Genomic DNA, 13406 nt, shown 5'->3' on the forward strand with positions numbered 1-13406 from the left:
CGCTATTTCAACGCTGTACAAGGACCCAGCCATGAGCCGTATCTACGCTGACAACGCCCATTCCATTGGCAATACGCCGCTGGTGCAAATCAACCGGATCGCTCCGCGCGGCGTCACCATCCTGGCCAAGATCGAAGGGCGCAACCCGGGTTATTCGGTCAAATGCCGGATCGGTGCCAACATGATCTGGGACGCGGAAAGCTCCGGAAAACTCAAGCCCGGCATGACCATCGTCGAACCCACCTCCGGCAATACCGGCATCGGCCTGGCCTTCGTGGCGGCCGCACGGGGTTACAAGCTGATGCTGACCATGCCGGCCTCCATGAGTATCGAACGCCGCAAGGTGCTCAAGGCCCTGGGTGCCGAGCTGGTGTTGACCGAACCGGCCAAGGGCATGAAAGGCGCCATTGAAAAGGCGGCCGAAATCGTTGCCAGCAATCCCTCCGTGTTCTTCATGCCGGCGCAGTTCGAGAATCCGGCCAACCCGGCCATCCATGAAAAAACCACCGGGCCAGAGATCTGGAACGACACTGACGGTGCCGTCGATGTACTGGTGGCTGGCGTTGGAACCGGTGGAACTATTACCGGCGTTTCGCGGTATATCAAGAATACTCAGGGTAAACCCATTATCTCGGTAGCCGTGGAGCCGGTCGTGTCCCCGGTGATCACGCAAGCGCTGGCGGGTGAAGAAATCAAGCCGAGTCCGCACAAGATCCAGGGCATCGGTGCTGGTTTCGTGCCGAAAAACCTGGACCTGTCGATCGTCGATAGGGTTGAGCTGGTGACGGATGATGAGTCCAAAGCCATGGCGCTGCGCCTGATGCAGGAAGAAGGGATCCTGTGCGGTATCTCCTGCGGTGCTGCCATGGCAGTGGCGGTTAGATTGGCCGAAACGCCGGAAATGCAGGGCAAGACGATCGTGGTGATTTTACCGGACTCTGGCGAGCGCTACCTGTCGAGCATGTTGTTCAGCGATCTGTTTACCGATCAGGAAAACCAGGCGTAGGAGACTAGTACCTGCCCATCAGGAATTGCGCAGGCAAACGTGCTTTTTGTTGCAGCCAACGCAGGCTGCGCCAGCTGCTACAGATAGTAAGCCGGATTTGAAATAGGAACGGGGGCTGACTCAGGTCAGCCCCCGTTCAGGAATCCCGTGATATGAAGTGTTTTGTTACGCAATCTTCAATACTGAATGTTGAATAAAGTGGGTTTTTCCAGAGGCCGGTAGTGATTATCATGGCCGGCTGCCACGTCGGGTAAATGGCGTTGCGCAGAGTTGCCTATTCTCAAGGAGTTGTTGATGACCTTTTCCTTTGCCGCGAAGGCGTCGCTGTTGTTGCTGTTTTTGGGCAGCACCCTCTATGTGCATTTGCGCGGCAAGGCGCGATTGCCTGTCCTGCGTCAGTTCGTCAACCACTCAGCCTTGTTCGCCCCTTATAACGCCTTGATGTATGTGTTCTCCGGCGTGCCGTCCAAACCTTATCTGGACCGCAGTAAATTCCCGGAGCTGGACGTGCTCAAGGACAACTGGGAAGTCATCCGTGACGAAGCGATGCACCTGTTTGACGAGGGCTATATTCGCGCCGCGGAAAAGAATAACGACGCCGGTTTTGGCTCTTTCTTCAAGAAGGGCTGGAAGCGTTTCTACCTCAAGTGGTACGACAAACCGCTGCCTTCTGCCGAAGCCCTGTGCCCGAAAACGGTGGCACTGGTCAGCAGCATCCCCAACGTCAAAGGCGCGATGTTCGCGCTGCTCCCCGGGGGGAGTCACCTGAACCCGCACCGTGATCCGTTCGCGGGCTCCCTGCGTTATCACCTGGGTCTGTCGACACCTAATTCCGACAGCTGCCGGATCTTCGTCGACGGCCAGGAATACGCCTGGCGGGACGGCGAAGACGTGATGTTCGATGAGACTTATGTCCACTGGGTCAAGAATGAAACCGAAAAGACTCGAGTGATCCTGTTCTGTGACATCGAGCGACCGCTCAGCAATCGCTTCATGACCCGTATCAACCGCTACATCAGTGGCTGGCTCGGCCGCGCCACTGCGCCGCAGAACCTTGATGACGAACGTGTTGGCGGGATCAATCAGGTGTACGCCTGGAGCAAGAACTCCAGCGACCGGTTCAGTGGTGTGATCAAACAGTGGAAGCGTCGTCATCCCAAGGCTTACCGAGTGCTGCGACCGGTATTGGCGGTGGTGGTGTTGGTGGCGTTGGGGTATTGGCTGTTTGGATAAAGTCGAGCACAAAATACAACCGCTCCCTGCGAGAAATACCATTCCCTCAGACGCGACACTTTACCTGTGGCGAGGGAGCTTGCTCCCGCTGGGCTGCGCAGCAGTCCCCTGCTTTTCAGGTAAAAGAGCGGGGCCGCTTCGCGACCCAGCGGGACGGTGCGACGATTCGACAAGCTCCCTCGCCACAATTAGCCTGTCGCGCTTGAGCGAGCAGTGATTGCAATCTGTACCCACCGCTGGTTATAGTCGCCGCTCGGTGTTCTCCAACCCGCCGTCCACTCATCAAAAAAGATCAGCCCATGCCAGCTTCCTTCCTCAACGCGGTAGTCGATTCAGCGGTCAACGCTGGCGTCGTGCCTTGCGGGAATCAGCAGCCTGTGCAGATCAGTCATTACCCCCCACCTGTTCGTAGCACGCCGGTGTACGCAGTCGTATCACCGCCGGGCGTCGGCGTTTCGGGCTGATCAGCTTCGTTTTGCTGTTCCCCGCGCCCGCCTGAAAAAACCTACTGAACTTCAGCTTCGGCTGGATTGGCTTTTTGCCTGACTACAGGTGGTATTCATGTTTGTCCTTTCGAAAAAAACCGCGCTCGCGGCGGCGTCCACGAGCCTGTTCGTTCTGCTGTGGAGCAGCGGGGCGATCTTCTCCAAATGGGGGCTGGCCCACGCGTCACCCTTTGCCTTTCTGCTCATTCGCTTCGCCATTGCTCTCTGTGGATTGGCGCTGCTGACGCCGTTGCTCAGGCTGAAACTGCCCAAGGGCGGCAAGCCGATGTTGTATGCGATGGCCACGGGCGTGGTGCTGTTGGGGGCCTATCAGATTTTTTATCTGCTGGCCCTGGACCTCAAAGTCACGCCTGGCGTCATGGCGACGATCATGGGCGTGCAGCCGATCCTGACCGTGGTGATCATGGAGCGGCAGCGCTCCATCAGCCGGATGTTCGGGCTGACGTTGGGACTGGCCGGATTGATCATGGTGGTTTACCAAGGTATCGGCCTGGCCGGGATGTCGCTGGCCGGCATGGTCTTCGGCCTGCTGGCGCTGGCGAGCATGACGTTCGGTTCGATCATGCAAAAGCGCATCACTGAATATCCCCTCGGCACGTTGCCTGTGCAATACCTCGCGGGCCTGTTGCTGTGCGGGATTTTCGTGCCGTTCCAGCCATTTCACTTCGAGCACAGCAGCGGGTTCATCGTGCCGGTGTTGTGGATGGGGTTGGTGGTCTCGGTGCTGGCGACGTTGCTGCTGTACCGCTTGATCGCTCGGGGCAATCTGGTGAATGTCACCAGTCTGTTTTACCTGGTGCCCGCGGTGACGGCGGTGATGGATTACCTGTTTTTCGGTAATCGGTTGGCGACGCTGAGCATGCTGGGCATGTTGCTCATCATCGTCGGGCTGGTGTTTGTGTTCCGTAAAACCACATAAACCCATCCCCCTGTAGGAGCTGTCGAGTGAAACGAGGCTGCGATCTTTTGATTTTTAAAAGCAAGATCAAAAGATCGCAGCCTCGTTTCACTCGACAGCTCCTACAGGGGAGGGTACCTATCCAGAGCCTGGTCGGCCGCCGGGCCTTTTTTATTTGGTCAGCGCGTGCTCGGCCCGCACCGAATTCATGAACGCCTGCATGGCCGATGATTGAATGCGATGCCGCCGGGTGATCAGACCAAAAGGCGGCAGCCGCGCTTCGAACTTGATCGGCAACACCGCCAGCAAGTCTCGACCGGCATAATCCTCGACCACCGACACCGGCGTGACACCGAGCATGTCGGTCTGCTGGATCAACGACAGCAGGGTCATGATCGACGTGGTTTCGACAATGCTGCTGGGGATATCCACCCGCGCATTGTGGAACACCTGATTGATGATCGCGCGCATCGGGCTTGGCTGCTGCTGCAGCACCCAGGTCATGTTCTGCAATTCGGCCCAGCTCAGTTGTGTCTCTTTTGCCAACGGATTATGCGCGCCGGCGATGACGCACAACGCCTCTTCGCCGAGGCTGTCGAACAGCAATTCTTCGGCCCGGGCACCCGCCGGAATCCGCCCCAGTACGATGTCCAGTTGATCCTGCAACAACGCCTGCACCAGCACGTCGCTGGTGTCGACCTGGATGCTCATGGACAACCGGGGATGGCTTTGTTTCAAGGTCGCGATGGTTCGGGTCAACAGCCCCGAGGCCAGCGCGGGGATCGCGCCGACGGCAACCCGACCCAGATTGCCGGACTGGAGCGCCACCAGTTCTTCGCGCATGCCGCTGAGTTCGGCGAACACCATGCGGGCGTAATAGGTGACGGTTTCCCCGAACGGGGTAGCGCGCATGCCCCGAGGCAGACGTTCGAAGAGCTCGACGCCCAGCAGGTCCTCGGCTTCATGGAGCATCTTGGTTGCGGCGGGTTGGGTCATGCCGATGTGGTCAGCGGCGCGGCGCAACGAACCGAATTCCTCCAACGCGAGCATCAGCCGCAATTGGCGCAGACGCAGTCGACTGTGGATCACATTGGCTTCTGGAATTCGGGTCATGGGCTCGACTCGCAAAAAAGACTGCGGCAAGCCTGACAACAATTGTCAGGCGTTGCCAGCATTGCTGTGTCACAGCACCGATTTTGGTTTGGCGACAGCGGGTTTGCGCAAGCCCATCAGGGTTTGCAATGCCTTGGAAATCAGTGGCCAGAACAGCATCAGCAGCGCCGCCGTCGTCAGGCAACCCACCAACGGGTTGGACCAGAAAATCCCCAGTTGTCCGTCTGAGAACAGCATCGATTGACGAAACGCATCTTCAGCCTTGTCCCCCAGAACAGCGGCCAGTACCAGTGGCGCAATCGGGTAACCGAGCTTCTTGAACAGGTACCCCAGCGCACCGAAGCCCAGCATCAGCACCACGTCGAAGAACGAGTTGTGCACCGAGTACGCACCAATGGTGCAGACCATAATGATGATCGGCGCAATGATGGAAAACGGAATGCGCAGGATCGAAGCGAACAATGGCACCGTGGCCAATACCACGATCAGGCTCACGACGTTACCCAGGTACATGCTGGCAATCAGTCCCCAGACGAAATCGTGCTGCTCGACGAACAGCGTCGGCCCAGGGTGCAGGCCCCAGATCATCAACCCGCCAAGCATCACTGCCGCCGTGGCAGAACCGGGAATGCCCAGGGTCAGCATCGGCAGCAGGGCACTGGTGCCCGCTGCATGGTCTGCGGTCTCCGGGGCAATCACGCCTTCGAGTTCGCCCTTGCCGAAGTTGTCGCGGTTCTTCGAGAAGCGTCGCGCCAGGCTGTAGCTCATGAACGATGCCGCCGTCGGACCGCCAGGCGTAATGCCCATCCAGCAACCCACCAGCGTGCTGCGCAAAATGGTCCACCAGTAACGCGGCAACTTGGCCCAGGTACGCAGTATCACCATCGGTGTGATACGCGCATGCTCGCCGCGAAAAACCAGGCCTTCCTCGACGGTGCAGAGAATTTCACCGATACCGAACAGGCCGATCACCGCCACTTCGAAACTGATGCCGGTCATGAGGGCCGGTTGATCGAAAGTCAGGCGCAGGTTACCTGACACAGTGTCCATGCCAACTGCGGCCATGGCGAAACCGATCATCATGGCGACCACGGTTTTCAGCGGTGGATTTTTGCTCATGCCAATGAATGTGCAGAACGCCAACAGGTACACCGCAAAGAATTCCGGCGAACTGAAGGACATGGCGAATGCGGCAATACGCGTCGACAAAAAGGTCAGCAGCAACACGCCAGCCAGCGCGCCGATCAGTGCCGAGCTGAACGCTGCGGTGAGGGCTTCGGCGGCGCGACCTTCACGGGCCATCGGATAGCCGTCGAAGGTGGTCGCCACCGATGAGGGCTCACCGGGTATGTTGAACAGGATCGAGGTGATCGAGCCGCCAAACAGCGCGCCCCAATACATGCACGACAACAGGATGATCGCCGAAACCGGCGACATGGTGAACGTCAGCGGCAACAGCAGCGCCACGCCATTAGGAGCACCCAGACCGGGCAACACGCCGACCAGAATGCCCAGCAGCACGCCGATCACCATCAGGCCGATATGGCCCGGGGTCAGGATCAGGTTCATGCCTTGCAACAGGGAATCGAACTCGCTCATTTGAAAGATCTCCCGACCTGGGCAATCCAGTCGCCCATCGGGCCGGCATCCAGCGGGACCTTGAACCACAGTGCGAAAATCAGATAGCTGGCAAGCACGGCACCGAGGGACACGGTGGCGATCATCAACTTGCTGTAGGGCTGGGTACGGACCTTGTCACGCCACATGAACCAGGCGATGAAACAGGCTGAGGCGACATAAATGCCCGTCAACGGCATGGCCGCCACGAACAGCGCAATCGGGATAAACACCGATATCACTTGCTTGAACGCGCTTCGGCTGACGAATGAAATGCTCAGGGCTTGCCAGCGCACCAGGGTCAATACGCCGTTGCCCACACTGGCCGCGCTCAACATCAGGCCGATGTAGAAGGGGAAGTAACCCGGCTCGGGGCCGGAATCGCCCCAGCCGATACCTTGTTCGATACTGCCAAACATCACCACCGCGCCGATCAGCGTGGTGAACAATGTCAGGCCGAGTTCGACCCAGCGGGTGCCGACCAACGCGGGTGAATCCGAAGAATGAGACATGAAAGCACCTCCAGAAGGTGACGGCCGTGCGCAGGCGGACGGCCGTGGGCAACTCAGTTTTTCAGCCAGCCGGCTTCCTTGAACACCGGGGTCACGCGAGCGGTGTCTTTTTCAATGTAGGCGGTCAGTGGCTCGCCCTCGAGGAAGGTCGGCACCAGAGCGTTCTGTTTGACGTACGCCTTGAATTCAGGCGTCTCGGTGACTTTGCGCATCAACTCGACATAGAACGCGCGCTGTTCGGCGGTGACTTCGCCAGGCATGAACACGGTGCGCGGGAAGCGGTACTGATCGACTCCCAGGCCTTCTTCATGGCACGTCGGCACATCGGCCCACGACTTGTCGCCAGCGACTTTCTCGGTGTAGGCCATGCGCTCTTTACTGAACACGCAAAGCGGCTCGACCTGATCGCCACGCCATTGGCTGATGCTTTCGCTGGGATTGTTGACGTTGGCGGCGATGTGTTTGCCGGCCAGTTGAGTGGCCGCTTCACTGCCGCTTTTGAACGGGATGTACACCAGTTTGCTGTTGGTGGTCTGGTTCAGCAGCAGGGTAAGGGTCTGGTCGACATCCTTGGACTGACTGCCGCCCATGCGCAGGTTCGACGGGTCAGCCTTGACGGCTTCATAGAATCCCTTGGCGTCCTTCCAGGGCGCCCCTTTGTAACTCCAGAGGATGAAGTCGTCTTCAGCCACTGCCGCCACGGGGGTCAGTTCCTGCCATTGATAACCGAGCTTGGATACCAGGGGCAGCAGGTAGATGTTGTTGGTGCCGATCACCAGTTTTTCGGGATCGCCTTTGTTCATTTTCAGGTCGAGAAAGGCTTCGGCGCCATTGCCGCCACCCTTGTTGAGGACGATGGTATTAACGTCGAGCAGTTTGTGAGTGGTGATGATCGACTGGATCAGACGGCCGAGCTGGTCGGTGCCGCCACCAGGACCGCCGGCGACGACGATTTCGACGTTCTTGTCCGGTTGCCAGGCCGCGTGAGCGAGTGCAGGAAGGGCGCCGGCGGCGACCAGTGTGCAGCCAAGAAACAGACGGGACGTACGACGGACGAATGCATTTCGCATGGAAGGGCCTCGTTTTTGTAGTTGTTATGAGTGACTTGTCTGCGCTCGAAAGCCGCAAGCCTGGTCCGAGTGTGGGAAGGTGTTTGCCTCGCGTCTAGTCAAAACAATACATACACCGATAGCCTGTAGTTATAGGTCGTAACATCGAAAATGACAGTTTTCCCTCAGAGCGTTGTGCCAGAGCATTTTGCGATGAAAAGCGGTCGCTGCGGGGCAGTGAAAGCGCGGTGAAAGCAGGGTATGCAATAACCCAAGGCTATCGCCTGATTTCAAGTATTGATTAGACGGTTATCACTGGGCCTTCGATAGTGCTCACCAGGCGCCGTATAAAACGGTGTCGTTGCATCCACAAAAATAATAAACAGAGGTACGCACCATGGCTCGTCCCAGTGCTTCCCTGCATCTGCCTGGCGCAGATGTTCAGTCAGCGGCAGTGACAGCGGCAACACCGCAGGCGACCACTCGCACCGCCAGCCATGTGCGCTGGAAAATCTTCGCGATTGTGTTCGCGTTGACCATGGTCAACCTGATCGACCGGGTGTCGTTGTCCATCGCGATGCCGACCATCGCCCATGAATTTTCTCTGTCACCGAGCATGCAAGGACTGATCCTCAGCAGTTTCTTCTGGGCGTATGCCTTACTGCAAATTCCTGGCGGCTGGCTGATCGATCGCTTCGGTCCGCACCGCGTCATCAGCTGGTCCACCGGGTTATGGGGCACCTTTCAGGTGATCGCGGCATTCGCCACGGGAGGGCTGTCATTGTTGTTCGCCCGGGTTGCCCTGGGCGCCGCAGAGGCCCCGTTGTTTCCCTCCGGCGGCAAGCTGATCTCCTTGTGGCTGGCCCCAAGCGAGCGCAGCCGTGGCGCGGTGCTGATGGACAGCGGCAGCCCGTTGGGCGTGGCGGTTGGCGGGTTGATCATTGCCTACCTGATCGCATCGCTGGACTCCTGGCGCCTGGCCTTTGTGATTGCCGGCATCGCGACACTGGTGCTGGCCTGGGTGGCGCAACGTTACCTGCGCGATGACCCGGCCACGCACCCGCAGGTGAACGCCGAAGAGCTTGAGAAGATCAACGCCGGACGCGCCACCCCTGCCGCTGAGGCCGCGCGAATTCCGGTCAAAGGCCTGGGCATTGCCGCGCGTTCCCTGAGCGGATTGCTGATCGGTCGCGCCAGCTGGGCGATGGTGTATTTCGGGCTGCTGACCTGGGGGCCAAGCTACCTGGCACAGGCCCGCGGGTTCGATATCAAAGGCATCGGCGCCGCCACCTTCGTGATCTTTGTGTGCGGCGCACTGGGTTCGTTGACCGGCGGTTTCCTCTGCGACGGCCTGATCCGCAAGGGCGTCAGCCGAGGAGTTGCGGTCAAGAGCCTGCTGGCGTTTTCCGGTCTGGTGGCCTTGGGTGCATTCCTGTTGCTGCCGACCCTGAGCGATCCTTTTGCAGCCGTGGCGCTGTTGGCCATGACCGCCTTTTTTCTTATGTGGGGCAGCCTCTACTGGAGCTTCCCGGCGTTGTTGGCCGCGCCGGCACGGGTCGGTTTGATCGGCGGCGTGATGAATATGGCGGGCAGTACCGGCGGCATCGCGGTGCCGATTCTGGTGGGCGTGATCCTGCAGATGTCGGGTGGTTTTGCGCCGGTCCTGGGTTTCTTTGCGGTGTGCTCGGCGATCTTCGTGCTGGCTACGCTGTTCATCAGTCTCGATGAGGTGCGTCATGGGTGAGGTGTGGAACGGCCCGATTATCGATGCCCATCATCATTTCTGGGACCCTGCAATCAACGACCATCCCTGGCTCGCCCCGGAGGCCAATATTGCGTTTCGCTACGGCGACTACAGTGCGATCAAGCGCCGTTATTTTCCCGACGATTACTTCGCTGATGCCGGTCCTCATCACGTCGTGCAAACGGTGTACATCGAGACCGAATGGAACCCGCAGGACCCGATTGGCGAAACCCGCTTCATTGAGGGCCTGGCCGCTCGCTATGGCGTACCGAATGCGATCGTGGCGCAAGCCTGGCTCGATCACCCGGACGCCATTGCGGTCCTGACCGAACAGGCCGGGTTCAAGTGCGTACGCAGCGTGCGTCACAAGCCTGGCGGACCCAGTACCCCAGAGCAAGTGGGTCATGTGCGCAGCTTGATGAGTGATGAGCGCTGGCGTCGCGGTTACGCCGCGCTGGAAGGGCTGGGGCTGCATTTTGATTTGCAGTCACCCTGGTGGAACCTGCACGAGGCCGAACGTTTGGCCCGGGATTTTCCTCGCACCACGCTGATTCTCAACCACGCCGGTTTGCCCAATGACCGTAGCGCCGAAGGCTTGGCGGGGTGGCGACTGGCGATGTCGCGACTGGCCCAGTGGCCCAACGTGCAGGTGAAGGTTTCCGGACTCGGTCAGGCCGGCCAGCCTTGGCGCGCCAAGGACAACGCCTGGATCGTGCGCGAAGTCATCGCAATGTTTGGCACCGATCGAGTGATGTTCGCCAGCAACTTTCCGGTGGACAGCCTGTGCGGTTCGTTCGATGACATTTACAGCGGATTCAAATCCATCGTGGCTGATCTGCCGAGCGCCGATCAGCAACGACTTTTCTACAGTAACGCGCAGCGGGTTTATCGCTGCGAGCCTTGCGCCATTGAGCGGACATGGCCAGAACCCTTGAGGAGTGAAGCATGAACAAGACAACCATCGCCATGGTCCTGGGTGACCCGGCGGGCATCGGCCCGGAACTGATCGCACGCCTGCTTGCGGAGCCTGCCGTACGCAGCCAGGCCAATGTGATTTTGATTGCCGACGAGGCGGAAATGCAGCGCGGGATGCGCATTGCCGGCGTGGAGTTTCCCTACCGTCGTGTGGCGTCGCTGGAGCAGTTGTCGTTCACCGATGACACGCCGTTGTTCTACGATTTTCGCGGCGACACCCTGGGAGAGTTTCCCCGCAGTGAAGCCAGCGTCATCGGTGGTCGCTACAGCCTCGATACCCTGGAAAAAGCGCTGCGCCTGACCGAGGCCGGGACGACCGATGCCGTGCTGTTCGGGCCACTGAACAAGACTTCGCTGCACATGGCTGGCATGGCGCATAACGACGAGTTGCACTGGTTCGCCGAGCTGCTGGATTTCCACGGGCCGTTCTGCGAATTCAATGTGCTCGATAACCTCTGGACGTCGCGGGTCACGTCCCATGTGGCCTTGTCCGAAGTCCCGGGCATGCTGACTCAAGCGCGTGTGGTGGAGGCGATTCAGCTGATCGACACCGCGCTCAAACGCAATGGTCTGGAAAAACCACGCATCGGCGTCTGCGGCTTGAACCCGCACAACGGTGACAACGGTTCGTTCGGTCGCGAGGAGCTGGACATCATCGGCCCGGCGGTTCGTTCAGCGCAGGAACTCGGTATTGCCGCAGACGGACCTTATCCGGGGGATACGATTTTCCTAAAGGTTCAGGGCGATGCCAGTGTCTTCGACGCGGTCGTGACCATGTACCACGACCAGGGCCAGATCGCGATCAAGTTGATGGGATTCTCCCGCGGCGTGACCGTGCAGGGCGGCCTGCCGATCCCGATCACCACCCCGGCCCACGGCACCGCGTTCGACATCGCCGGCCAGGGCAAGGCCAACGTCGGTGCAATCCGCCAGGCGTTCGAGATTGCCTGCCGGATGGGGACCAACAGCTACTGATCCTCGATCGCTAAACCAACAGAAATCTCCTGTGGGAGTGAGCCTGCTCGCGATAGCGCAGTGTCAGACGGCATATATGTCAGCTGACACGGCCCCATCGCGAGCAGGCTCGCTCCCACAGTGATGGGTGGTGCTAGCGGGCTCTGTGATCAACGCATTACCCCTGTGGGAGTGAGCTTGCTCGCGATAGCGGAGTGTCAGACGGCATATATGTCAGCTGACACTGCCCCATCGCGAGCAGGCTCGCTCCCACATTTTTTTGTGGAAAACCTGATAACCCTACTTGGCCCATAACCCGTTGTTGCGATCACCTCAGGTTATCGTCGGATACGCATAAGTGATTATCCGCCACCCCCTGGCGCTGGCTACAGTCGGTCCATCGAATGCCTGGAGCCCGCCATCCGAGCGGCTTTGCGCACACGACCCAACAATGACAAGAAACCGGCAGCGCAAGGAAACTGTATTCATGAAAATCAAAGCGATCCGTACCCGCGTTTTCGAGTGGAAAGGCAAAGTCGTTCCCCCTCAAGCGCACTTCTGCACCAATGCCAGCGACATCCTGTTCGAGCGTGGCGATGCCATGGGCTCGTTCCGTTTCCATGGTTGGCTGGTGGTGGAAGTCGAGACCGATACCGGTCTTGTCGGCATCGGTAACTGCGCCCTGGCCCCGCGTGTCGCCAAGGAAATCATCGACACTTACCTGGCCCCGATCGCCATTGGCGAAGACCCGTTCGACAACGAATACATCTGGCAGAAAATGTACCGCCAGAGCCACGCCTGGGGCCGCAAAGGCATCGGCATGGCGGCCATCTCGGCGATCGACATCGCCATCTGGGACATCATGGGTAAAGCCGTGAACAAGCCGGTGTTCAAGCTGCTCGGTGGACGCACCAAGGAAAAGATCTGGACCTACGCCTCCAAGCTCTACGCCAACGACAACCTTGACCTGTTCCTCGAAGAAGCCCAGGGCTATCTGAACCAGGGTTTCACCGCGCTGAAAATGCGTTTCGGCTACGGTCCGAAAGACGGCCCGGCGGGCATGCGCAAGAACATCGAACAAGTGCGCGCGCTGCGTGAACTGGCCGGTCCTGACGTCGATATCATGCTCGAATGCTACATGGGCTGGACCTTGGAATATGCCCGCCGGATGTTGCCAAAACTCGCCGAATTCGAACCACGCTGGCTCGAAGAACCGGTGATCGCCGATGACATCGAAGGCTACATCGAACTGAAAAAAATGGGGATCATGCCGATCTCGGGCGGTGAGCACGAATTCACCTCCTACGGCTTCAAGGATCTGCTGGAACGTCGCGCCATCGACGTGATCCAGTACGACACCAACCGCGTCGGCGGCATCACCGCTGCGCGCAAGATCAACGCCATGGCTGAAGCCTGGTCGGTGCCGGTGATCCCTCACGCCGGGCAGATGCACAACTACCACCTGACCATGTCCACCACCGCGTCGCCGATGGCCGAGTTCTTCCCGGTATTCGACGTTGAAGTCGGCAACGAACTCTTCTATTACGTGTTCAAGGGCGAGCCGCAACCGGTCAACGGTTACATCCAGCTCGACGACAACACGCCGGGCCTGGGCCTGGAAATTTCCGATGAATACTTGAGCGACTTCAACATCATCGAATGACCGTGTAGTGGAACTCCTGTGGTGAGGGGATTTATCCCCGTTGGGCTGCGAAGCGGCCCCAGCACCCATTCAGACGGACTGGGTTGGACCGGATTCACGACTGCTTCGCAGCCGAACGGGGTGATGCGGCATTCCG

Annotated in this window: 12 protein-coding genes; 8 read left to right on the plus strand and 4 right to left on the minus strand. The window is 59.2% G+C overall.

What is annotated here, in order from left to right:
- Nucleotides 1-31: 31 nt before the first annotated feature.
- The 4 genes from cysK to ACA063_RS07155 all read left to right on the plus strand — a co-directional run bounded on the left by cysK (nt 32) and on the right by ACA063_RS07155 (nt 3664).
- The gene (gene cysK, locus ACA063_RS07140) at nt 32-1006 is read left to right on the plus strand and encodes a cysteine synthase A (RefSeq protein WP_497665311.1); all 975 of its coding nucleotides are present in this window, start codon (nt 32-34) and stop codon (nt 1004-1006) included.
- Between the two features lie 294 nt (nt 1007-1300).
- Entirely contained in the window at nt 1301-2239 is a 939-nt protein-coding gene (locus tag ACA063_RS07145; RefSeq protein ID WP_497665312.1) for an aspartyl/asparaginyl beta-hydroxylase domain-containing protein, read from the plus strand.
- 299 nt (nt 2240-2538) lie between these two features.
- Nucleotides 2539-2703 carry a hypothetical protein gene (locus ACA063_RS07150; RefSeq protein ID WP_194690716.1) on the plus strand — a complete coding sequence of 55 codons (165 nt, stop codon included), beginning with the start codon at nt 2539-2541 and terminating at the stop codon, nt 2701-2703.
- A gap of 97 nt (nt 2704-2800) precedes the next feature.
- The gene (locus tag ACA063_RS07155; protein WP_497665313.1) at nt 2801-3664 is read left to right on the plus strand and encodes a DMT family transporter; all 864 of its coding nucleotides are present in this window, start codon (nt 2801-2803) and stop codon (nt 3662-3664) included.
- A gap of 150 nt (nt 3665-3814) precedes the next feature.
- On the opposite strand, the gene ACA063_RS07160 is transcribed toward ACA063_RS07155, so the two are convergent.
- The 4 genes from ACA063_RS07160 to ACA063_RS07175 form a co-directional block, all read right to left on the minus strand.
- Nucleotides 3815-4756: a LysR family transcriptional regulator gene (locus tag ACA063_RS07160; RefSeq protein WP_162436906.1), complete on the minus strand. Its 942-nt coding sequence runs from the start codon at nt 4754-4756 to the stop codon at nt 3815-3817.
- Between the two features lie 69 nt (nt 4757-4825).
- Nucleotides 4826-6355 carry a tripartite tricarboxylate transporter permease gene (locus ACA063_RS07165; protein ID WP_497665314.1) on the minus strand — a complete coding sequence of 510 codons (1530 nt, stop codon included), beginning with the start codon at nt 6353-6355 and terminating at the stop codon, nt 4826-4828.
- A complete protein-coding gene (locus ACA063_RS07170; RefSeq protein WP_162436904.1) occupies nt 6352-6885 on the minus strand; it encodes a tripartite tricarboxylate transporter TctB family protein in 534 nt (177 codons plus the stop codon). Before ACA063_RS07170 ends, ACA063_RS07165 begins: the two co-directional genes overlap by 4 nt.
- A gap of 53 nt (nt 6886-6938) precedes the next feature.
- Nucleotides 6939-7955, minus strand: coding sequence for a Bug family tripartite tricarboxylate transporter substrate binding protein (locus ACA063_RS07175; protein WP_497665315.1), 1017 nt, complete (start codon nt 7953-7955; stop codon nt 6939-6941).
- A gap of 376 nt (nt 7956-8331) precedes the next feature.
- Between ACA063_RS07175 and ACA063_RS07180 the strand changes: the two genes are divergently transcribed.
- The 4 genes from ACA063_RS07180 to ACA063_RS07195 all read left to right on the plus strand — a co-directional run bounded on the left by ACA063_RS07180 (nt 8332) and on the right by ACA063_RS07195 (nt 13270).
- Nucleotides 8332-9678, plus strand: a complete 1347-nt coding sequence (locus ACA063_RS07180) for an MFS transporter (RefSeq protein ID WP_497665316.1) — start codon at nt 8332-8334, stop codon at nt 9676-9678.
- Nucleotides 9671-10627: an amidohydrolase family protein gene (locus ACA063_RS07185; RefSeq protein ID WP_497665317.1), complete on the plus strand. Its 957-nt coding sequence runs from the start codon at nt 9671-9673 to the stop codon at nt 10625-10627. Before ACA063_RS07180 ends, ACA063_RS07185 begins: the two co-directional genes overlap by 8 nt.
- Complete coding sequence (locus ACA063_RS07190; protein WP_497665318.1) at nt 10624-11628, plus strand: 4-hydroxythreonine-4-phosphate dehydrogenase PdxA; 1005 nt, start codon at nt 10624-10626, stop codon at nt 11626-11628. Before ACA063_RS07185 ends, ACA063_RS07190 begins: the two co-directional genes overlap by 4 nt.
- Before the next feature lie 466 nt (nt 11629-12094).
- Nucleotides 12095-13270: an L-rhamnonate dehydratase gene (locus ACA063_RS07195; protein WP_122476260.1), complete on the plus strand. Its 1176-nt coding sequence runs from the start codon at nt 12095-12097 to the stop codon at nt 13268-13270.
- The last annotated feature ends 136 nt before the right edge of the window (nt 13271-13406 follow it).

It is taken from the genome of Pseudomonas sp. LBUM1643, from assembly GCF_059716215.1.

Excerpts from the sequence above, each read along its gene's own strand:
- ACA063_RS07165 (WP_497665314.1), bottom strand. The coding sequence starts at position 6,355 with ATGAGCGAGTTCGATTCCCTGTTGCAAGGCATGAACCTGATCCTGACC.
- ACA063_RS07175 (WP_497665315.1), bottom strand. The coding sequence starts at position 7,955 with ATGCGAAATGCATTCGTCCGTCGTACGTCCCGTCTGTTTCTTGGCTGC.
- ACA063_RS07195 (WP_122476260.1), top strand. The coding sequence starts at position 12,095 with ATGAAAATCAAAGCGATCCGTACCCGCGTTTTCGAGTGGAAAGGCAAA.
- ACA063_RS07145 (WP_497665312.1), top strand. The coding sequence starts at position 1,301 with ATGACCTTTTCCTTTGCCGCGAAGGCGTCGCTGTTGTTGCTGTTTTTG.
- cysK (WP_497665311.1), top strand. The coding sequence starts at position 32 with ATGAGCCGTATCTACGCTGACAACGCCCATTCCATTGGCAATACGCCG.
- ACA063_RS07180 (WP_497665316.1), top strand. The coding sequence starts at position 8,332 with ATGGCTCGTCCCAGTGCTTCCCTGCATCTGCCTGGCGCAGATGTTCAG.
- ACA063_RS07160 (WP_162436906.1), bottom strand. The coding sequence starts at position 4,756 with ATGACCCGAATTCCAGAAGCCAATGTGATCCACAGTCGACTGCGTCTG.
- ACA063_RS07170 (WP_162436904.1), bottom strand. The coding sequence starts at position 6,885 with ATGTCTCATTCTTCGGATTCACCCGCGTTGGTCGGCACCCGCTGGGTC.
- ACA063_RS07155 (WP_497665313.1), top strand. The coding sequence starts at position 2,801 with ATGTTTGTCCTTTCGAAAAAAACCGCGCTCGCGGCGGCGTCCACGAGC.
- ACA063_RS07150 (WP_194690716.1), top strand. The coding sequence starts at position 2,539 with ATGCCAGCTTCCTTCCTCAACGCGGTAGTCGATTCAGCGGTCAACGCT.
- ACA063_RS07190 (WP_497665318.1), top strand. The coding sequence starts at position 10,624 with ATGAACAAGACAACCATCGCCATGGTCCTGGGTGACCCGGCGGGCATC.
- ACA063_RS07185 (WP_497665317.1), top strand. The coding sequence starts at position 9,671 with ATGGGTGAGGTGTGGAACGGCCCGATTATCGATGCCCATCATCATTTC.